Origin of the sequence: Photobacterium sp. DA100 (assembly GCF_029223585.1) — a bacterium.
GTDB lineage: Bacteria > Pseudomonadota > Gammaproteobacteria > Enterobacterales > Vibrionaceae > Photobacterium.
In genome coordinates this window covers 984736-1005753 of the sequence record NZ_CP119423.1, presented here as the reverse complement: position 1 = coordinate 1005753, position 21018 = coordinate 984736, and the positions used below count along the sequence as shown (strand labels likewise).

Below are 21018 nucleotides of genomic sequence, written 5' to 3'. Positions count from 1 at the left end.
TTGCTTGCCGTACCTCATTTTTTATTAAAGAAATCATAGGCAGTACCGATACAAATTGCACAACACTGGTTTGTTTTCTCGGTACAGCAATTGATGCAAATTCATTCACTCGACAAAGCTCAGCTGATCAACGAAGTTCAGCTTGGCAGCCAACTCAGCCATGCGGTTGAGGGCGGGCGTCGTGCTGATTTTGCCCTGATGCTGGCCCTACTCTCCCCCGAGCAGCTCGAGACAACCCCGGTTGACGCATTGCCAGCACCGGGAAAAACAGAAAGTGAGCTGCGAGCTTACTTTGAGTTACCTGAACCCCAGCCGTTGTCGACCACAGAGAGCAGCTACCAGAATGCGGCCCTGCAAGCCAAGGCTTTCCACCAGAGTGGCTTGGCTGACGCGCGCCTGCTCGATAGCCTCAAACCCACCCCACTCTCCTACCCGCCGCAAGGAACCAAAGGCATGCCGGAAGAGGTGTACCACAACCTTTCAGGCCATGAACGCCGCCTGCTGCCGCCAACCGAAGACGCTACGATCAAAGCCTCTCCGCAGGATCTGTACCTTTCACTGGTACAAGCAAAGCGGTTTGCCGAAATGTACGGTGTCTAAACCGGCTCAATTTCTGGCAACAAAAGAGGGGGCCAACGAGCTTGCGAACGGCCATTGCACGATTAATGCATTGACTGCATTATCATTACTGCATTAATTTCGTGACCGCCCTCATAGCATCATCACTTTTTCGCTGCACTATGATCACACTTCACTAACATTTTATGGCCGGGTCGTAAGTTTGGGGGATTATTCACAGACAAGCGCTCCATTGCTCCGTAACCTGAATCCATGACTCGCAAGTTGGCTTTTGACAGTGTCATATAGGAAGAACTATGAATATTGCACATTCAGTCATACTCATCACAGCGGCAGGCAGCCCCTTGGGTAAAGCGCTATCGCTCCATTTTGCTTCGCTGGGGGCAAAACTGGCATTGGTCGATGAGCGCCAACACGCCCTTGGGCAAACCCTACAGGCTTGCCAGGCTGTTGGGGCCTCGTGCCAGTCATACCTTATCCCTGACCTGAGCGAGCGGACGATAGCCACGCTGATTAATAACGTCCACCAGCATTTTGGCAGGATCGAAGTCTTGGTTAACTGCTGGGTGGGGTCTGAATTGCCTTCTCTGCTCAGCCCGTCTTCAGTCGATCAATTCAGCCGTTCGATGAGCGAAAAAGCCACCCCGTTCTTCACTTTTGGCAAGCAAACCGCCCATTACATGCGGGATCACAACTGCCCCGGGGTCATCATCAACCTGGCGGCCAATGAAGATTGCCAGCATAACTACATCCACTCAGGTTCGAAAGCCATTGTTTCGGGCTTAACGCAAAGTTGGGCCAAAGAACTGGCAGAATTCAACATTCGTGTTGGCGGCGTGGTGCCGCTGACCATCGACTGCCCTTGCAATAACCACCACCATAAGCTCAGCTCGCCACTTCAATACGAGATAGCCCGCAGCGCAGAATATATCGTCGCCAACGACTACTTCAACGGCAGGATGATTGAAGCCGAAGTGAGCTAAAGCCCCCTTCTTGCCCCGGTAAATTGACAGTCCTTAAACGAAAAAAGCCCGCCAAAATGGCGGGCTAAATAGGTAGTCTAAAGTGCGCTAGCTAAACAATGATTAAGCTTCTGCTTTCTCTTTTTTAGCTTTTGGTGCTTCTTTCGCAGCTTCCTGGTCAGCTTTTTTCTTGATAACCGTTGTGCCTTCGAAAGTGTCACCTTCAACGAATGCTTTACCGTAGTAAGAAGCAAGTAGTACTTCTTTCAGCTCAGCGATTAGAGGGTAACGTGGGTTTGCACCGGTACACTGGTCATCGAACGCTTCAACCGCTAGCTCGTCGATTTTCGCTAGGAAGTCAGACTCAGCTACGCCCGCAGCCTGGATAGACATTGGGATTTCTAGGTTAACTTTCAGCTCGTCCAGCCATGCTAGTAGACGCTCGATCTTCTGTGCAGTGCGATCACCTTCCTGAGATAGGCCTAGGTGGTCAGCAACTTCTGCGTAACGACGGCGTGCCTGTGGACGGTCGTACTGAGAGAATGCAGTCTGCTTAGTTGGGTTGTCGTTCGCGTTGTAACGTACAACGTTAGAGATCAGTAATGCGTTCGCCAGACCGTGTGGTAGGTGGAACTCAGCACCAATCTTGTGCGCCATTGAGTGACAAACACCTAGGAAGGCGTTCGCAAACGCGATACCAGCGATAGTTGCTGCGTTGTGTACTTTCTCACGTGCGATTGGGTCGTTAGCACCGTTCGCGTAGCTTGAAGGTAGGTACTCTTTAAGCATCTTAAGTGCCTGTAGAGCCTGGCCGTCAGAGTATTCGTTCGCAAGAACAGACACGTAAGCTTCTAGTGCGTGAGTTACCGCATCGTAACCACCGAAAGCAGTTAGCGACTTAGGCATGTTCATCACTAGGTTGGCATCAACGATAGCCATCTGAGGCGTTAGCTCGTAGTCAGCAAGTGGGTACTTGGCACCAGTCTGGTCGTCAGTAACAACCGCAAATGGAGTTACTTCAGAACCGGTACCAGAAGTTGTAGTGATACATACCAACTCAGCTTTCTTACCCATTTTAGGGAACTTGTAGATACGCTTACGGATGTCCATGAAGCGCATTGCTAGTTCTTCGAAGTGAGTTTCTGGGTGCTCGTACATAACCCACATGATTTTCGCAGCATCCATTGGTGAACCACCACCTAGAGCTAAAATCACGTCTGGCTGGAAGCTCTGCATCGCTTCAGCACCTTTCTTAACAACAGTCAGCGTAGGATCCGCTTCTACGTCGAAGAAAGTCTGTACTTCCATGCCCTGAGCTTTAAGTAGCTGAACTACGTCATCAGCGTAACCGTTGTTGAATAGGAAACGGTCAGTAACTAGGAATGCACGTTTCTTGCCTTCTAGGTCGCCAAGCGCGATTGGCAGGCTACCACGACGGAAGTAGATTGACTTAGGTAGTTTGTGCCACAACATGTTTTCAGCTCGCTTAGCTACAGTTTTCTTGTTGATAAGGTGCTTAGGACCTACGTTCTCAGAGATAGAGTTACCACCCCATGAACCACAACCCAGTGTTAGAGACGGTGCAACGTTGAAGTTGTACAGGTCACCGATACCACCGTGAGTAGTTGGGATGTTTACAAGAATACGTGCAGTCTTCAGCTTGTCACCGAAGTAGCGGATGCGGTCTGCATTCACGTCTTGGTTAGTGTAAAGACCAGATGTGTGGCCGATACCACCGATTTCAACCATAGTCACAGCCTGCTCAACAGCGTCTTCGAAGTTGTCAGCGCGGAATAGACCTAGAGTTGGAGATAGTTTTTCGTGAGCGAATGCATCGTCGTAAGACACTTTGCCCAGGCCTTCACCAACAAGAACCTTGGTGTCAGCTGGAACTTTAACGCCTGCCATTTCAGCGATTGCTGCAGCTGGCTGACCAACGATTTTCGCGTTCAGTGCGCCATCGATAAGCAGAACTTTACGTACTTTTTCAGCTTCTGCTTTAGTTAGAACGTAAGCTTTGTGAGTAGCGAAACGCTCTTTCACTTCATCGTAAACTTCGTCAACAACGATTGCAGCCTGCTCAGACGCACATACTACACCGTTATCGAAAGTCTTAGACATCAGGATAGAAGCAACAGCACGTTTAACGTCTGCAGTTTCATCGATAACAACTGGAACGTTACCCGCACCAACACCGATTGCAGGCTTACCAGAAGAGTAAGCAGCTTTAACCATGCCTGGACCACCAGTTGCAAGGATAAGTGCAATGTCATCATGCTTCATCAGTGCGTTAGAAAGCTCTACAGAAGGCTGGTCGATCCAACCGATGATGTCTTTTGGTGCACCAGCAGCGATAGCCGCTTCTAGAACCAATTTAGCTGCATCGTTGGTAGAGTTCTTCGCACGTGGGTGTGGCGAGAAGATGATACCGTTACGGGTTTTAAGAGAGATTAGAGATTTGAAGATAGCAGTAGAGGTTGGGTTTGTGGTTGGTACGATACCACAGATGATGCCAACAGGCTCTGCGATAGTCATAGTACCTAGGTTGTCATCCTCTTCTAGGATGCCACAGGTCTGCTCATCTTTGTATTTGTTGTAGATAAATTCTGAAGCGAAGTGGTTTTTGATAACCTTATCTTCAACGATACCCATACCTGACTCTTCTACCGCTTGTTGCGCTAGAGGAATACGTGCTTGGTTGGCAGCTAGTGATGCAGCACGGAAGATTTTGTCAACTTGCTCCTGAGAGTAAGTAGCAAACTCTTTCTGAGCCGCTTTAACGCGTGCAACCATTGCATCTAGTTCAGCCATATTAGTAACAGGCATAGTTAACTCCTAACTTAAGATTGAAAACTTTTTAGTAAGGATGCGTTCACATCCTACGGGTTACCTGGCGAGCATCCGGCTCCAAAAAACAACCTGGTAACACACATACTTAGTAAATTGCTTTCAAAACTGATTATATTCTTTCACACCTCGAAAAAAATTGATTTAGATCACTTGTAACCATTTAGAGTTACACTTTGTTATTTTTTGACGCATATCACCCAAAACCAATAACCTAGATGATTAATATGTGACCAATGCGCTTGATGAACAACAAAGCGGAGCCAAATCCCGCTGATATCTAGCCATATTATTACGTAATAAAGCTACACAATTTGTCATATCTGCATCATAACGAGAGTTAGCTCACAGTTTTCTGTAGTGCTTGAATCAGTTTTGTTTCATTAATGTAGCACGCGATCTACTCAACAAAGAGTAACCCAAACCAACGCCTTTTACACCACCGCAACAACATTTTCATAAATAACTTTATATAGGGGTAGATATAACTATTTTTAATTGGTTAAATGCAAACGTTTGGCTTAAAGTATCGCAGATCAACAGGTGTGTACTGTTTTTATCAAAGGTCGGATCATTGGAAGAACAAGCCTTGCTTACTCACCCGCGCTTGCTCACCGTGCAACTTTTCTAATCTTTGGCGACACTGGCTTCCTGTTGGGCTCTAAACTCCCATAATTAGTACTAAACCCAATATGCAACCACTTGAATTAGCCATTTTTCTGCAGTTTTTTGTCGGTCTGATCGCTGCCGTCAACCCAATCGGAATCATGCCGATCTTTGTCTCGCTGACCGGCCATATGAGCCCGGAAGAAAGAAACAAAACGGCCCTGACCGCCAATATCGCCGTTGCCGTGATCCTGACCGTGTCGCTCCTTGCTGGTCAGTTATTGCTGGATATGTTCAGTATTTCCCTCGATTCGTTCCGTGTTGCCGGTGGCCTACTCCTTTTGACCATCGCTTTCTCGATGATGAGCGGTAAGTTGGGTGAAGATAAACAGAACAAGCAGGAAAAATCCGAGTCCATCAGCCGCGAGCAGATTGGTGTTGTTCCGCTGGCAATGCCGTTAATGGCTGGTCCGGGTGCCATCAGTTCCACTATCGTGTACGGCTCCCGCTACCCGGGGATGAGCAGCACGGTTGGCATTGCGATGACCATCGTGGCGTTTGCGTTTTGCTGTTGGCTCTTGTTCCGAGCCGCCCCGATCATCGTCCGTTTTCTAGGCCAGACCGGCATCAACGTCATCACCCGTATTATGGGCTTGATCCTGGCAGCACTCGGCATCGAGTTCATTGCCAACGGACTACGCGCCCTATTCCCGGGACTAGCCTAACCCCTGTCCCCTCTGTGGCCGGATAGCTCTCCGGCCATAGCACGCCGTCAGTCCGTTCGCGTCCGCATTCTCCCCAACAAGCTCGCACCAAGCCCTTCACCGTCATGCCAAAGGGCTATTTTGCTTACTACGACCCAACTATTTGGTTTATTATTTATATACTTATATAAATAACTAAGGACTCATTGCTTTGGTTACCCTGACCCGCAAACAGCGCCTTTACCAAATCATCTTCGGCACCCAAACCAAAGCTGGCCGGAATTTCGATATCGCGCTAATTGTCGCGATCCTTTGCTCTGAAGTCGTTTTGATCCTGTCTACCATCCGCTCTGTCGATTTCAAATACAGTGAAGCGCTAACCACGCTTGAATGGACATTCACCCTGCTGTTTACCATCGAATATGCATTGCGCCTGTATTGCTCCCCCAAGCCATGGGCGTATGCCCGCAGCTTTTATGGTGTCATCGACCTCATTGCCGTTCTGCCCAGCTATCTCGCGTTTCTATTTCCGGGCTCGAACTACCTGCTTATCATACGCCTGATCCGTGTCATGCGAATTTTCAGGGTCCTCAAGCTTGCCCGCTTCCTCAAAGACTCCAATATCCTGTTGCGAGCCCTCCTGATGGCACAGCGCAAGATCTTGGTGTTCTTCAGCACCGTGGCCATCTTGGTTACTGTCCTGGGTTCATTACTCTACATCGTCGAAGGGCCCGACAACGGCTTTACCAGTATTCCCACCAGCATCTACTGGGCCATCGTCACGATTACGACAGTGGGTTATGGCGATATTGTGCCGCAGACAGATATCGGCAAAGCCATTGCTTCTTTTACCATGCTACTGGGCTACTCGATCTTGGCAGTACCGACCGGGATCATTACCGCCGAGCTCAGCCAGGAGATGCAGACCCAGCGACATTTGATCCGCTGCACTAACTGCTCGGCCAGCGGCCATGAGAGTGATGCTAATTTCTGCAAAAAATGCGGGACCGAGCTTCCCGAACACCTTTGATTTGCCTGCTGACGCCGTCCATATTCAGGCTCTAACAACAAAAACGGCACCCTTACAACAGGGTGCCGTTTTTTAATTGTGTGGATTTATCGCACATTACTGTTGGCGATTTAAATAGTCCACCGCCTTATCTGGAAAATCAGTAAATACGCCGTCAACATTGGCTGTTCGGTAAAAGATGTCCAGCATGTCATTGAAGTCATTGGCATAGGCTGGAATGCGTCCTTCGTCGGAACGGAAGGTGTACGGGTGAACCTGCATCCCGGCTTCATGGGCAGCCTTGACCAGCCCCGTCAGCCTGATGTTACCTTTTACTGATTCATCAGACACCACCATCGGCTTCCAAGGACCGATGCCATCGGCGTATTTTGCCACCGCGGCCATGCCTCCTGGTTGGAACATCCAATCATAGCTGTAAGGTTTCGCACTGCCGTCCTCACCATACACCATGGTTTCATTCCAGTCGGTATAAGCCATCAACTGAACCAGTTTGACCTCCATTCCCATCGCTGGCATCAACTCATCGTGAATACGCTTGAGCTCGTTGTAGTCGAATGTTTGCAGGTATACCTTGCTGTCTTTACTGGTATAGCCGTATTGCTTGAGCGCCTTAAGCACGGCCGCACTGATATCCTTGCCTTCATGGCGGTGGAACCAAGGTGCTTTGATTTCAGGATAAATACCAATATCGTAGCCGAGGGTCTTGTTCAGCCCTTGGATCATCTCGATCTCTTCTTCGAAAGTCGGCACCTTGAAGTCAGACTGCCACATTGGAAAACGCCCCGGGAACCCTTGAACCTGTTTGCCCTCTTTGATCTTGAAACCTTCAGTTACACTGAGTTGCTTGATTTCGGCAAGGGTAAAATCAATCGCATAATAACGACCATCGTCACGCGCACGGTCTGGAAAGACCTCGGCTACATTGGTAACACGGTCAAGGTAGTGGTCATGCAAGACCACCAGCCGGTCATCTTTGGTCATGACCACATCTTGCTCAATGTAATCAGGCTTCATGGCATAAGCCAGCGCTTTAGCGGCAAGGGTATGCTCGGGCAGGTAACCGGATGCACCGCGGTGGGCCACCACCACCTTAGCGGCGTTGGTTTGGGCAGTGCTCGTTTGAGCGAAGCTCGGGGAAGCAATTAGGGCACTGCCAATCACGGCAGCAAGGCAAACTGTTTTCATTATTATGTCCTAGTCAACGCGTTATTATTGTCTGTTCCTTGAGTATGAAACACCAAGTTATGCAACACACCAAGGTACAAGCATAATAATGCCCCGCAATTGTTTCAGCAGCATGACTTTCGTTATATGTGATCAATAACGCTCGAAGTTGAACATCATAGTTTCGAATGGTGATCTTAGTGTAACTTTTGATTATTAGACATAAAAAAAGCCGGAGTTTTCACCCCGGCTCATTTAATTCAAAGAAGGTTATCCTTTACTTACGGCGCCAAGTCGTACCTTGAGGGCCGTCTTCCAGGATAATACCCATCGCGGTCAGCTTGTCGCGAGCTTCATCAGCTGCAGCCCAGTCTTTCGCGGCTCGGGCATCCAGGCGCTGCTGGATAAGTGCTTCGATTTCAGCGACGTCTTCATCTTCACCAGCACCACCTTGTAGGAAGGCTTCCGGCTCTTGCGCCAATAGACCAAGTACGTCAGCCAACTCACGCATGCGCGCACCCAATGCAGAAGCCGCATTGATATCTTCCGCTTTCAGGCGATTGATTTCGCGCGCCATGTCAAACAGTACAGAGTAAGCTTCTGGCGTATTGAAGTCATCGTCCATCGCTTCTCTGAAGCGGGCAACAAACTCATCACCACCGGCAGCAGCAACCGAAGTATCAAGGCCACGCAGTGACGTGTACAGGCGCTCAAGCGCTGAACGAGCCTGCTTGAGGTTATCTTCGCTGTAATTCAGCTGGCTACGGTAGTGGCCAGACATCAAGAAGTAACGCACGGTTTCGGCATCGAAGTAACCCAGTACATCACGGATAGTGAAGAAGTTACCCAGCGATTTGGACATCTTCTCACGGTCAACCATTACCATCCCGCTGTGCATCCAGGTATTCACGTACTGAGAACCCGTTGCACAGCAAGACTGAGCGATTTCATTTTCGTGGTGCGGGAACTGCAGATCAGAACCACCGCCGTGGATATCGAAATGATCACCCAGGATAGCCGAGTTCATTGCCGAACATTCAATGTGCCAGCCCGGACGGCCTGCGCCCCATGGTGATTCCCAAGTTGGCTCACCCGGCTTAGACATCTTCCATAGCACGAAATCAAGCGGGCTACGCTTGGCTGTTTCGATATCAACACGGGCACCGGCCTGTAGTTGATCAAGATCTTGCTTTGACAGCTTGCCGTACTCGTCGAACTTGCTCACTTCGAACATCACATCGCCATTGTCCGCCACGTAGGCAAAGCCACGCTCGATCAGGCGCTCACACATCGCGATAATCTCAGCGATAAATTCGGTTGCGCGAGGCTCGATATCCGGTCGCTTCATGCCAAGCGCATCGAAATCAGCGTGCATTTCGCCGATCAGGCGCTCGGTCAGAGAATCACAGCTCTCGCCGTTTTCCGCTGCACGCTTGATGATCTTGTCATCGATGTCAGTGATGTTACGAACAAAAGTCAGATCGTACCCCGAGTAACGCAGGTAGCGAGAAACCACATCGAATGACACAAACGTACGGCCGTGACCGATGTGACAGAGATCGTAGATGGTAACCCCACAGACATACATGCCAACTTTACCTGGCTGAATGGGTTTAAATTCCTCTTTTTGTCTAGTCAGTGAGTTATAGATCTTCAACATGTCTCTTCAATACTCATTTGGTGGGGTTACAATTCAAGAAGGTAATTACACCTTTATTGGCCGCCCATAGCAAGGAAAATCACGCCATCGGGACGATTCTGGCCCAATATCGCCCATGTCCTTGCCGCAACCTTGGCCCTTCAGTGGTAATCGTTCATGGTGCCAAGCATCCCGTCATCTTCTATAGTTAAGCAAAAGGTCAAGATTTCACCTATTTAGCCGTCGGCAACAGTTAATATTGACGCCTATGTCGGGTAAGATAGAATCCAACGTTTAAAGCAATATACACCTATTTAAAGGACAAGCTCATGGTAACGCTTCACACTACTTTTGGTGACATCAAAATCCAACTAAACACTGAAAAAGCACCTGAGACCTGTGCAAACTTCCTACAGTACTGCCGTGACGGTTTCTATAACGGCACCCTGTTCCACCGCGTTATCGATGGTTTCATGATCCAGGGCGGCGGTATGGCTTCAGGCATGGAAGAAAAAGAAACTCGTGCACCAATCAAGAACGAAGCTAACAACGGCCTAAGCAACAAAGTCGGCACACTGGCTATGGCGCGCACTATGGAGCCGCATTCTGCAAGCTCTCAGTTCTTCATCAACGTCAACGACAACAAATTCCTGGACTTCAAATCAGAAACACCTGACGGCTGGGGTTACTGCGTATTTGCTGAAGTGGTTGAAGGCATGGACGTAGTGAACAAGATCAAAGGCGTTGCAACGGGCAACTGGGGCTACGTACACCAAGACGTACCGGTAGAAGAAGTTGTTATCAACAACGTGACTATCGAAGAGTAATGCTTCACAAAGGGTGGCCGATGTGCCACCCTTCCCTTCTATGACCACACTTTTTATTTCCGATCTGCACCTGAGTGCTGACAGGCCCGATATCACAGCCTGTTTCCTTCGCTTTATGTCCACCGAAGCCCGTGGCATCGATGCCCTTTATGTATTGGGCGATCTGTTTGAGATGTGGATTGGCGATGATGATGATTCCCCGTTCCACCAACAAATAAAATCAGCCTTCCGCCAGCTTACCGACAGCGGCGTGCCTTGCTATTTTATCCATGGCAACCGGGACTTCCTGATTGGCAAACGCTTCAGCCAAGAAACCGGGGTCGAGCTGCTGCCCGAGCACACTGTGGTTGATCTCTATGGCACTCCGACCCTGCTCCTGCACGGTGACACCCTGTGCACGCTCGATGAAGGCTATCAGCGCTATCGCAAAAAGGTACATAACCGCTTTATTCAATGGCTGTTTTTCTGCCTGCCGCTGCGCTATCGCCAGCGTATCGGTGAGAAGATGCGAAGCGGCAGTAGCCAGACCAATCAAACCAAAAGCCAGGCCATAATGGACGTCACCCCCGGTGAGGTTGTCCATATCATGGCAGAGCTGGGAGTCAACCAGATGATCCACGGCCATACGCACCGGCCTGATGTGCACGCGCTGTCTGTCAACGGGCAAGATGCACGCCGTATTGTGCTAGGCGACTGGTATGAGCATGGCTCTGTATTGATTTGTACCCCGCAGCACTGCCAGCTTGAAACGCGCGATTTTCAGCCTTAGCGACCTGTAGCTACTCCCAAACACAGGCGGCCCGGCCAAACACTGTGACAGTAAAAGATCCACCTTCTAAAGAAGGTGGCTTTGCATGAGCCCCCTCGAAGGGGGCCTTTGTTTAGTTCAGCGCTAACTCTCCCTGTTCTTGACGCTCTTTCTTCTCTTGATGCCTTACATATCGCCGGATTATTTCTTCATTAATTCCAACGCTATCGACAAAATAGCCTCTTTGCCAAAAGTGATTTCCCCAAAGCTTATTCTTTCTCAAATACGGAAACTTACTGAATAACTTCAAGGCTATTTTGCCTTTCAATACCCCCATCAACTTGGATATTGATAACTTTGGCGGAACCTTTACGACAAGGTGTACATGGTCAACTTGTACATTCAACTCAATGACCTCACATCCAAGTTGATTACAATAGACCTGGATACACCGATAAACCTCTTTACCCACATTGTTCTTCAAAATCCTGAAGCGGTACTTGGGCGTCCATACGATGTGATATTGACATCGCCAAAATACGTGGGAAGCTTGGTTATATCTACTCATGTTATTTGTCCTCTTTGACTTCGCGAAAAATCAAGAGAGCATTTAGCATGAGTAGTACTTCAGGCAAAGCCTCGCTGGATGATAACCACCTACTGAAGTAGGTGGTTTAGGGCTGAAAATAAAAAAGGTACGCCATGCGTACCTTTTTCAAATCCGGTGGGGTAGCCCCTACTCGGTCGAACCTGCCAGCGCCTCTTTGCCAGCAAGTACGCGCTCTTTTGCCCACGAGCGATACATAGTGATAGCGGTATAGAGCACCACGCCAATCACCAGCCATGCCAGCAAGTGCAAATCAAGCGACTTCACCAGATACGCCGCAATCACCACACCGATAGGCCCGGTAATGGCCACCACCAATGCCGCACGACTGTTGATGCGGTTCATCCGAATAAAGCCACCTGCCGAGAAAAAACTCAGGAAGGCACAAGAACACATCATAATAGGAAATGCCGCCAGCGGGTGCATGCCCAGCAGGTAGACCATGGTCATGCAGGGCGCGTAAAGGCCGATACCGACCGTCATCAGGGCGCCAAACAGGAAATTACCGGCAATAGCCACCGCCAGTTTCCAGCCCGTCAGGCCAAGCTCTAGGCCGCCAAGCGGGAACAGCTTGAGCTGTCCGGCCAGCATCAGGCTGGCAACAACCAGCAGGGCACCGCTCATCACCAGGCGGATCAACTGCCTGTCCCAGCTTGAGACCAGGCGGGCTCCTACCGTCGCTCCAAGGCATGCGGCCAGCACCATGGTAACCAGCGTGGTTGGATCGACGTCAACAGCAGTCAGGAAGATAAGGGACTGAACCACGGTCGCCAGCACGGCCTGGCAATTAAGCGTACCCGGCAGCAGCTGGTCATCAATCAGCTTGAATTGTTTATAACCTGCGGTTTTAATGGCAAAGCTGCCCACACCCAAGGTGTCACAGAAGTTGGCGAAACCACCGATAAGGCCAATCGGCAAAATTTTAGTTTGTGCTTCCTGCTCTCGATTTTTTCGCCATGAAAGGAGCAACATAGCGATAAAAACCAGTCCACCTACAAGCAATCCCGCTTGTATGACTGCAAATACTGTCATGAGTTACACAAATTTTTTTGGAAAGCCGCGGATTATCTATCATGAACACGAATAATTCCATGCGTAACATCATGGCAATTTCCCAAAAAAATGTAAGACTGTCCTAATAGGCCGGTTTTTGTCATAATTTGTACGAAAAGCCATACATAGACCAAATGGTGTAACAACACGCATAATGGTGAAACTAGGTAATAACGACTATTTGCTTACATGAATTCATATCTTGCCAGACAGCCGGTATTAAACAGGGAAAAAGACACTATCGGTTATGAGCTGTTGTTCCGAGACGGCCCGAGAAACAGTTTCCCAGAGATTGGCGATGAGCAAGCGACTCACCGCCTGCTGACTGATAATTTTTTAAGCTCTGGCAATAATGAGGTAACCTCGGGCAAAAAAGCCTTCATCAACTTCCCTCACAGCAGCCTGATCAACCGTATTCCTCTGCTTTTCCCTAAGAAAAGCTTTATCATTGAAATACTGGAAACCTGCCAACCCAACGATGAGCTGCTCGAGGCGGTAAAAGAACTTCACCATGCCGGCTACACACTGGCACTGGATGATTTTACGCCGACACCGGAATGGAACCGTTTTATCCCCTTCGTTGACATCATCAAGTTTGATCTACGGGTAATGCCGGTAGCCAAGGCCGGTTTTTTTATTCGCAGGCACAAAGAAAAAGGTAGCCGCATTACGTTCCTGGCCGAGAAAGTCGAGACTTATGAAGAATTTATGGCCGCTAGTGAAGCCGGCTTTGACCTCTTCCAAGGCTACTTCTTCAGCCGCCCAGAAATTGTTCGCAAGAAGGCACTCAAGCCCTCAGCACTGACCACCCTGAGGCTATACCGTGAAATCAGCCGCTCGGAAGTCAACTTTAGCAAGGTCGAAAAGATCATCGCTACCGATGTGACGCTGTCTTACAAATTACTTCACCATGTCAACACCATGACCTACACCCGTGCCAAACCGATCTCCTCGTTCAAACAGGCTCTGGTGTATTTGGGTGAAGAAAAACTACGCCGGTTTGTTACCTTCGTCGCCACCGCCCATGCGGTCGAAAACAAGCCCGAGTCACTGTATTTCCTGTCGCTGCAGCGCGCTCGCTTCAGCGAACAACTTAGCCAACACCTTCAGGCAGATATTGACAGTAACCAAGCCTTCCTCACAGGCTTATTCTCCTTGCTTGACTGCATCCTTGATCAACCGATTGAAGCATTGATCGATCAATTGCCACTCGACACTCCCGTCCAGCATGCCCTCGTCAGCCGCCAGGGTCACCTGGGTGGGTTACTGCGCTTAGCCATTGCCTACGATCAAGCAGACTGGAAGGCAATCAATCGATTATGTCAGGCCCTCAACGTCAATGAATCAGTCGTTGCGCAGACCTACCTCGAATCTTTAAAATGGGTCACTGTTTTTGAGCAAACCTTACCGAGCAAACCATGACCCAACAAACCCAGCCATGTCCATGTGGCAGTCAGCGCCCGCTGGCTGAATGCTGCCAGCCGATCCACCACAACCCAAGCCTGGCTGTTCATCCTGAACAGCTGATGCGATCCCGCTACAGTGCCCACGTCCTCGGCTTGGTCGATTATGTTGTGGCGACCTACCACCCCAGCTGCGAAGCAGAGCAGCACCGTGAGGCTATTGCCGAGTCAGTACACAGCCAATGGCTGGGACTGGAAGTGATCAGCAGCGAAATAGCGACGGAGAACGAGGGTTTTGTCGAGTTCAAGGCATTCTACCAAGACGGCAACGATCAATACTGCCTGCACGAGCGTTCTCGCTTCCTCAACGAAACCATCAATGGCCAGCGGCAGTGGTTCTACATCGATGGTGAATACCCAGAGCCACCAGCGCCCAATGAGAGCCAAACGGCACCGGCAGTCAGCGATAAGATCGGCCGCAACGATCCTTGCCCGTGCGGCAGTGGCAAAAAATTCAAAAAGTGCTGCGGCTAACGACAGCTGTACAACCCGAATAATCAGCCGCGCTCAGCTCCCCTATTTCGATAGGGGAGTGGTCGCCAAGAAAGGTTATTCACCAAACCGAATAAACCCCTGCACACCCGTCACTCATCCCGCCCATCAATCGTTAACAACTCGTATACCTTCTTGTTGCAAGCCGCTCTTTTCATTTTCCGAAGACAAAACATAAAATCGGATAAGATCTTCGCATTACGCCTCTATTTGATTGGGATTCATTCGCCACAAAAGCCTACCTCGATAAAAAATTAAAATTTCCGTAAAATTGCTATTGCAAAATAAATCCAGCTTCGTTAGTGTGAATCACAAGCAAGCGTTAATAATGATTTATACAGAGTACATAACTATGCGTATCCCAATGGTAAACCTACATCACCATCATCATCCTGATTAGTCTTTCGGGAGGATACGCCTCGCTCTGGAAGACGCAAAAAACACTCTTCCAGCGGTCGTCAAAGCACAGATTACAAGACCCTCGGAAGAGACATCTTCCGAGGGTTTTTTCGTTTTTAGACTCAACATCGAGTACAGGGATTAAAGCAATGCAGACACAACGACTACGAATTGCCATACAAAAAAAAGGACGCCTGAGTAAAGAATGCCAGGAACTACTCAAGCGCTGTGGTGTGAAGTTCAACATGATGGGTGAGCGCTTGGTGGTTCACGCTGAAAACATGCCGATCGACCTGTTGCTAGTTCGCGATGACGATATCCCGGGCCTGATCATGGACGGTGTGGTTGACCTCGGTGTCATTGGTGAAAACGAGCTTGAAGAAGTGGGCCTTGAGCGCGAAGCCCGTGGCGAGCCTGCTGACTACATCAAGCTGCGCCGCTTGGACTTTGGTGGCTGTCGCCTCTCCATTGCCATCGACAAAGATGCAGAGTACAAGGGCCCGCAAGACCTCCAAGGCAAGCGTATTGCAACGACCTACCCACAGTTGGTGAAGCGCTACATGGATGAGCAAGGTGTGAAGTTCAGTACCTGTATGCTCAACGGCTCGGTGGAAGTGGCTCCGCGCGCTGGCCTTGCCGATGCGATCTGTGACCTGGTATCGACCGGGGCAACGCTGGAAGCCAATGGCCTGAAAGAAGCCGAAGTGATCCTGCGCTCCAAAGCGGTACTTATCCAGCAAACCGGTGAGCTGTCTGCCGACAAACAAGCATTGATTGAGCGCCTGCTCACCCGTATGCAAGGGGTGATCCAGGCCAAGGAGTCCAAGTACATCATGCTACACGCTCCTGCTGAGTGCCTTGACCAAGTCAAAGCCCTGCTACCGGGTGCCGAAGACCCAACAGTATTGCCGCTGTCCCAGGACAAGAGCCGCGTCGCGGTACATCTTGTCAGCTCTGAAAACCTGTTCTGGGAAACCATGGAACAGCTCAAAGAACTGGGCGCGAGCTCAATCCTCGTCCTGCCTATCGAAAAAATGATGGAGTAAGCAATGAAAACAGTCGTGTGGCAATCCCTGAGCGAAAACCAGCAAGAAAGCCTGCTAGAGCGTCCAGCGATCACCGAGGGGGCAAATATCAGCGCGATTGTTGCCGATGTCATCACTGATGTCCGCAACCGTGGCGACCAAGCCCTGCTGGAATTGACCGAGAAATTTGATGGCATCAAGCCTGCCAGCATCATGGTCAGCAAAGAAGAGGTCGCGGCGGCCTCGGATAGGCTGAGCGACGAAATCAAGCAAGCTCTACAGCAGGCCTACCAAAATATTGCGACCTTCCACCAAGCGCAGAAGCAGCCAACCCTGCGGGTCGAAACTCAGCCTGGCGTGGTGTGTGAGCAGGTAACCCGCCCGATCAACTCTGTGGGCCTCTATATCCCGGGCGGCAGCGCCCCACTGCCATCAACGGTCTTGATGCTTGGCGTCCCGGCGCAAATTGCCGGCTGCCGCCAGGTGGTGCTGTGCTCGCCTCCACCGATCGCTGACGAGATCCTGTATGTCGCCCAGCTGTGTGGTATTAGCGAGATCTACAACGTCGGCGGCTCGCAGGCAGTCGCCGCCATGGCCTACGGTACCGAGAGCGTGGCCAAGGTCGACAAGATCTTCGGTCCGGGCAATGCCTTTGTGACCGAAGCCAAACGCCAGGTCAGCAATGATTTCCGGGGTGCCGCGATTGATATGCCAGCAGGCCCATCCGAAGTACTGGTGATTGCCGACAGCAGTGCCGATCCTGATTTCATTGCCGCCGATTTGCTCAGCCAAGCCGAGCACGGCCCAGACTCGCAGGTTGTCCTGGTTACGCCCGACCCGAGTATTGCCGATCGCACCGCCGATGCTATTCAGCAACAGTTGAAAGCCCTGCCACGGGCAGACATTGCCCGCCAAGCTCTGGGCTCGAGCATCTTGATTGTGGCGGAGAGCCTGACCCAATGTGTGTCGATATCCAACCACTACGGTCCAGAGCACCTGATTGTCCAAACCCGCAACCCGCGAGATCTGGTCTCGCAGCTGGACAATGCCGGTTCGATTTTCCTGGGCAACTGGTCACCTGAATCAGTGGGCGACTATGCTTCCGGCACCAACCACGTACTGCCGACGTACGGCTATACCCGCACGTATTCAAGTCTGGGCCTGGCAGATTTCAGCAAGCGCATGACGATTCAGCAACTCAGCGCCGAAGGCCTGCAAGAATTGGCCCCAACCGTTGTTGCCATCGCCGAGGCAGAAGGTCTCGATGCCCACAAACGTGCCGTCACTGTGCGGATTGCAAAACTGGCCACGGCACAAGCTGCAAGTAAAGAGGCGTAATATGAAAATAGAACAACTGGCCCGTAAAACCGTCCGTGAGCTAACCCCTTACCAGTCCGCACGCCGCCTCGGTGGCAGCGGTGATATCTGGCTCAATGCCAACGAGTCACCGTTTGCCAATGAATACAGCATCAAGTGCGATCGCCTCAACCGTTACAGTACCTGCCAGCCGACAGAGCTGATTGCAGCCTACGCCGACTATGCCTCGGTACGGCCAGAGCAGGTATTGACCTCGCGCGGCGCCGATGAGGGGATCGAGCTGCTGATCCGCGCCTTTTGCGAGCCGAACCAAGACAGCATCCTGTATTGCCCGCCGACTTACGGCATGTATGCCATCAGCGCGGAAACCTTCGATGTGGGCACCAAGGCAGTGCCACTGACCGATGAGTGGCAGCTGGATCTTGAGGGTATCCGCGATAACCTCGATGGGGTAAAGCTGGTTTTTGTCTGCAGCCCGAACAACCCGACCGGCAACCTGCTCAACCGCCAGGATATCGAGTCCTTGCTGGATATGACCCAGGGCAAGGCCCTTGTCGTGGTTGACGAGGCCTACATTGACTTCTGCCCGGAAGCCACCACTGCAAATATGCTGGATCAATACCCGAACCTGGTGGTATTGCGAACGTTGTCAAAAGCCTTTGCCCTTGCCGGCCTGCGCTGCGGCTTCACCCTTGCCAATGCCGAGGTGATTGAGCTGCTGCTGAAAGTCATTGCCCCCTACCCAGTGCCGGTTCCGGTGACCGACATCGCTTTACAGGCGCTCTCCCCGGCGGGTCGCGCAAAGACCAAGTTCCAGGTGCTGGATATCAGTGCCAACCGGGCTTACCTCCAGGCAGGACTGGGGATGCTGGCAGGCGTTACGGTATATGAGGGCTATGGTAACTACCTGCTGGTGAAGTTCCCCGATGCAGATGCCCTGTTTAACGCCTTATGGGACCACGGCATCATCCTGCGTCGCTCGCCAATTGAGAACTGTATCCGGATCAGTATCGGTAGCCGCGATGAATGCGAAAAAACACTGGCCTTCATCCGAGAGCAGCTAGGACAAAATTAATAGAAAGGACAACACTGTGAGCAAGGAAAAAATCTTATTTATCGACCGTGACGGCACCCTGATCGTTGAACCGCCAATCGACTTCCAGGTTGATCGCCTCGACAAGCTCAAGCTGGAACCCTTTGTGATCCCAGCCTTGCTGAAGCTTCAGGATGCCGGCTACAAACTGGTGATGGTCACCAACCAGGACGGCCTGGGCACTAGCAGCTACCCGCAGGAGGATTTCGACACCCCGCACAATATGATGATGGAGATCTTCGAATCCCAAGGGGTGAAATTCGATGATGTCCTGATCTGCCCGCACTTCGATGAAGACAACTGCAGCTGCCGCAAACCTAAGCTGGGGCTGGTCAAAGGCTATCTCCAGCAAGGCAAAGTCGATTTTGAAACCTCGGCGGTGATTGGCGATCGCCAAACCGACCTGCAACTGGCAGAAAACATGGCGATCCGTGGTATCCAGTACAACCCTCAGACCATGGGCTGGCAACAGATCGTTAAAGATCTCACCACCCGCCCGCGGATCGCCGAGGTAGTGCGTACCACCAAGGAGACCGATATCCGGGTCAAGGTGAACCTCGACGAAACGGGCGGTAACCGCATCAGTTCCGGCCTGGGCTTTTTCGACCACATGCTGGATCAAATCGCAACCCACGGCGGCTTTCGGATGGAGCTGAGCGTCGACGGCGATCTGCACATCGACGATCACCACAGCGTGGAAGATGCTGCGCTGGCACTGGGCGAAGCGTTGAAAAAAGCGCTCGGGGACAAGCGCGGCATTGGCCGTTTTGGTTTCAGCCTGCCGATGGACGAATGCCTTGCCCAGTGTGCACTGGATCTGTCCGGCCGCCCGTACCTCAAGTTCGATGCGACCTTCAGCCGTGATCAAGTGGGTGATTTGTCCACCGAAATGGTCTCGCACTTTTTCCGCTCGCTGACCGATACGCTGGCGTGTACCCTGCACCTGTCATCAAACGGCGACAATGACCACCACATTGTCGAGAGCCTGTTCAAGGCCTTTGGACGCACCCTGCGCCAGGCCATTCGCGTTGAAGGCAACGAGCTACCGAGCAGCAAAGGAGTATTGTAATGACAGCGTCGAGCCAACAAGTCGTCATCATCGATACCGGCTGCGCCAATGTGTCATCGGTACGCTTTGCCATCGAGCGTTTGGGCTACCCGGTGACCGTCAGTAAAGATCCCGAGGTGGTTTTGGCGGCGGACAAACTGTTCCTGCCGGGCGTTGGCACCGCTAGCGAGGCAATGAAAAACCTCGAGGAGCGGGACCTTATCACTCTGGTTAAGAAAGTCGATAAGCCGCTGCTGGGTATTTGCCTTGGCATGCAGCTGCTCGGTGAATTCTCCGAAGAGCAAGGCCAGAGCGGGACCGAGCAGGTTAACTGCCTCGGCCTGTGTGGCGCTCCGGTGAAGAAAATGCAAACAGGCGATTTACCCCTGCCCCACATGGGCTGGAACACCGTCAGCACCGAGCCAGATCACCCGCTGTTCAAAGACATTCCGGCCGAAAGCTATTTTTACTTTGTTCACAGCTATGCGATGCCGGTGTTTGACGCGCCACAAAAGGGCCGCACTATTGCCCGCTGTGAATACGGCCAACCGTTTACCGCCGCAGTACAGAGCGGCAATTACTACGGGGTCCAGTTCCACCCTGAGCGCTCGAGCAAAGCTGGCTCGCAGCTGATCAAAAACTTTCTTGAAATGTAAGGACACCAAAAGGACTTGTTATGATTATTCCCGCTCTCGATTTAATTGAAGGTCAGGTTGTCCGCCTGTTTCAAGGAGACTACGGCAAGGTTACCGAATACAAAGTCGACCCTGCCGAGCAATTTAACCTATACCACCAGGCTGGCGCGACCTGGCTGCACCTGGTTGATCTTACCGGAGCCAAAGACACCTCTGCCCGGCAGCTGGACTTAATCAGTAAGCTATTGGCCAGCACCCCTGCCAATATCCAGATCGGCGGCGGCGTTCGCACCGAGCAGGATGTTGCTGATTTGCTCAATGCCGGAGCTCAACGAGTGGTGATCGGTTCGACGGCGGTCAAGCAGCCAGAATTAGTCAAAGCCTGGATGGAAAAATACGGCCCAGAGCGCATTGTGCTGGCGCTCGATATCAATATCGATGCCGATGGTAAACGCAATGTGGCGGTTTCCGGCTGGCAGGAAGACTCTGGTGTGACTATAGAAGCCCTGCTCGAAGACTTCCTAACGGTTGGGCTGCAGCATGTACTGTGCACCGATATTTCCCGCGACGGCACGCTGGAAGGGTCAAATGTCGAGCTATACCAAGATCTGTGTGGCCAGTACCCGCAAGTTCAATTCCAGTCCTCGGGCGGGATCGGCTCACTGGATGATATCACGGCCCTCAAAGGTTCGGGGGTTAGTGGCGTGATCGTCGGCCGTGCACTGCTTGATGGTAAGTTCACCGCCGAGCAAGCCTTTGCTTGCTGGGCAGAATGAGGCA

The 21018-nt window shown here is 51.3% G+C and carries 19 protein-coding genes and 1 other annotated feature; of the genes, 14 read left to right on the top strand and 5 right to left on the bottom strand.

Annotated features, from left to right (window positions below; all coding sequences use genetic code 11):
• Positions 1-93 precede the first annotated feature (93 nt).
• On the top strand, positions 94-600 hold the full coding sequence (locus tag PTW35_RS05085) for a VC2046/SO_2500 family protein (RefSeq protein WP_281026784.1): 507 nt from the start codon (positions 94-96) through the stop codon (positions 598-600).
• Between the two features lie 275 nt (positions 601-875).
• Positions 876-1562 (top strand): SDR family oxidoreductase, encoded by a 687-nt coding sequence (locus tag PTW35_RS05080; protein WP_044622836.1) that lies wholly within the window; start codon positions 876-878, stop codon positions 1560-1562.
• A 102-nt stretch (positions 1563-1664) separates the two neighbouring features.
• Here the strand turns inward: PTW35_RS05080 and adhE are convergent, their stop codons facing one another.
• Positions 1665-4367, bottom strand: a complete 2703-nt coding sequence (gene adhE, locus PTW35_RS05075) for a bifunctional acetaldehyde-CoA/alcohol dehydrogenase (protein WP_281026783.1) — start codon at positions 4365-4367, stop codon at positions 1665-1667.
• A gap of 713 nt (positions 4368-5080) precedes the next feature.
• On the opposite strand from adhE, the gene PTW35_RS05070 reads away from it, so the two are divergent.
• Both PTW35_RS05070 and PTW35_RS05065 read left to right on the top strand, forming a co-directional pair.
• The gene (locus PTW35_RS05070) at positions 5081-5719 is read left to right on the top strand and encodes a YchE family NAAT transporter (protein ID WP_044622834.1); all 639 of its coding nucleotides are present in this window, start codon (positions 5081-5083) and stop codon (positions 5717-5719) included.
• Positions 5720-5909: 190 nt separating this feature from the next.
• Complete coding sequence (locus tag PTW35_RS05065) at positions 5910-6728, top strand: ion transporter (protein WP_281026782.1); 819 nt, start codon at positions 5910-5912, stop codon at positions 6726-6728.
• Positions 6729-6824: 96 nt separating this feature from the next.
• On the opposite strand, the gene glpQ is transcribed toward PTW35_RS05065, so the two are convergent.
• Together glpQ and cysS are read right to left on the bottom strand one after the other, a co-directional pair.
• A complete protein-coding gene (gene glpQ / locus PTW35_RS05060; RefSeq protein ID WP_281026781.1) occupies positions 6825-7913 on the bottom strand; it encodes a glycerophosphodiester phosphodiesterase in 1089 nt (362 codons plus the stop codon).
• Positions 7914-8169: 256 nt separating this feature from the next.
• Positions 8170-9552, bottom strand: coding sequence for a cysteine--tRNA ligase (cysS, locus tag PTW35_RS05055; protein WP_281026780.1), 1383 nt, complete (start codon positions 9550-9552; stop codon positions 8170-8172).
• A 308-nt stretch (positions 9553-9860) separates the two neighbouring features.
• Between cysS and PTW35_RS05050 the strand changes: the two genes are divergently transcribed.
• Both PTW35_RS05050 and lpxH read left to right on the top strand, forming a co-directional pair.
• On the top strand, positions 9861-10358 hold the full coding sequence (locus PTW35_RS05050; RefSeq protein ID WP_044622830.1) for a peptidylprolyl isomerase: 498 nt from the start codon (positions 9861-9863) through the stop codon (positions 10356-10358).
• Between the two features lie 40 nt (positions 10359-10398).
• Complete coding sequence (lpxH, locus tag PTW35_RS05045; RefSeq protein WP_281027434.1) at positions 10399-11127, top strand: UDP-2,3-diacylglucosamine diphosphatase; 729 nt, start codon at positions 10399-10401, stop codon at positions 11125-11127.
• A 112-nt stretch (positions 11128-11239) separates the two neighbouring features.
• Here the strand turns inward: lpxH and tnpA are convergent, their stop codons facing one another.
• Complete coding sequence (tnpA, locus tag PTW35_RS05040; protein ID WP_039460255.1) at positions 11240-11674, bottom strand: IS200/IS605 family transposase; 435 nt, start codon at positions 11672-11674, stop codon at positions 11240-11242.
• A gap of 168 nt (positions 11675-11842) precedes the next feature.
• Positions 11843-12745, bottom strand: coding sequence for a sulfite exporter TauE/SafE family protein (locus tag PTW35_RS05035; RefSeq protein WP_281026779.1), 903 nt, complete (start codon positions 12743-12745; stop codon positions 11843-11845).
• A gap of 210 nt (positions 12746-12955) precedes the next feature.
• On the opposite strand from PTW35_RS05035, the gene PTW35_RS05030 reads away from it, so the two are divergent.
• The 8 genes from PTW35_RS05030 (at position 12956) to hisA (ending at position 21014) form a co-directional block, all read left to right on the top strand.
• A complete protein-coding gene (locus PTW35_RS05030) occupies positions 12956-14188 on the top strand; it encodes an HDOD domain-containing protein (RefSeq protein ID WP_281026778.1) in 1233 nt (410 codons plus the stop codon).
• Positions 14185-14703: a YchJ family metal-binding protein gene (locus tag PTW35_RS05025; RefSeq protein WP_281026777.1), complete on the top strand. Its 519-nt coding sequence runs from the start codon at positions 14185-14187 to the stop codon at positions 14701-14703. The genes PTW35_RS05030 and PTW35_RS05025 overlap by 4 nt, the downstream gene beginning before the upstream one ends.
• Before the next feature lie 393 nt (positions 14704-15096).
• Positions 15097-15234 (top strand) — a sequence feature (His leader region).
• A 35-nt stretch (positions 15235-15269) separates the two neighbouring features.
• Positions 15270-16166, top strand: a complete 897-nt coding sequence (gene hisG, locus PTW35_RS05020) for an ATP phosphoribosyltransferase (RefSeq protein ID WP_281026776.1) — start codon at positions 15270-15272, stop codon at positions 16164-16166.
• Positions 16167-16169: 3 nt separating this feature from the next.
• Positions 16170-17483, top strand: a complete 1314-nt coding sequence (gene hisD, locus PTW35_RS05015) for a histidinol dehydrogenase (RefSeq protein ID WP_281026775.1) — start codon at positions 16170-16172, stop codon at positions 17481-17483.
• 1 nt (position 17484) lies between these two features.
• Positions 17485-18537: a histidinol-phosphate transaminase gene (gene hisC / locus PTW35_RS05010; RefSeq protein WP_281026774.1), complete on the top strand. Its 1053-nt coding sequence runs from the start codon at positions 17485-17487 to the stop codon at positions 18535-18537.
• A 16-nt stretch (positions 18538-18553) separates the two neighbouring features.
• The gene (gene hisB, locus PTW35_RS05005; protein WP_281026773.1) at positions 18554-19624 is read left to right on the top strand and encodes a bifunctional histidinol-phosphatase/imidazoleglycerol-phosphate dehydratase HisB; all 1071 of its coding nucleotides are present in this window, start codon (positions 18554-18556) and stop codon (positions 19622-19624) included.
• Positions 19624-20259, top strand: a complete 636-nt coding sequence (gene hisH / locus PTW35_RS05000) for an imidazole glycerol phosphate synthase subunit HisH (protein ID WP_281026772.1) — start codon at positions 19624-19626, stop codon at positions 20257-20259. The genes hisB and hisH overlap by 1 nt, the downstream gene beginning before the upstream one ends.
• A 20-nt stretch (positions 20260-20279) precedes the next feature.
• The gene (gene hisA / locus PTW35_RS04995; protein ID WP_281026771.1) at positions 20280-21014 is read left to right on the top strand and encodes a 1-(5-phosphoribosyl)-5-[(5-phosphoribosylamino)methylideneamino]imidazole-4-carboxamide isomerase; all 735 of its coding nucleotides are present in this window, start codon (positions 20280-20282) and stop codon (positions 21012-21014) included.
• Positions 21015-21018 lie beyond the last annotated feature (4 nt).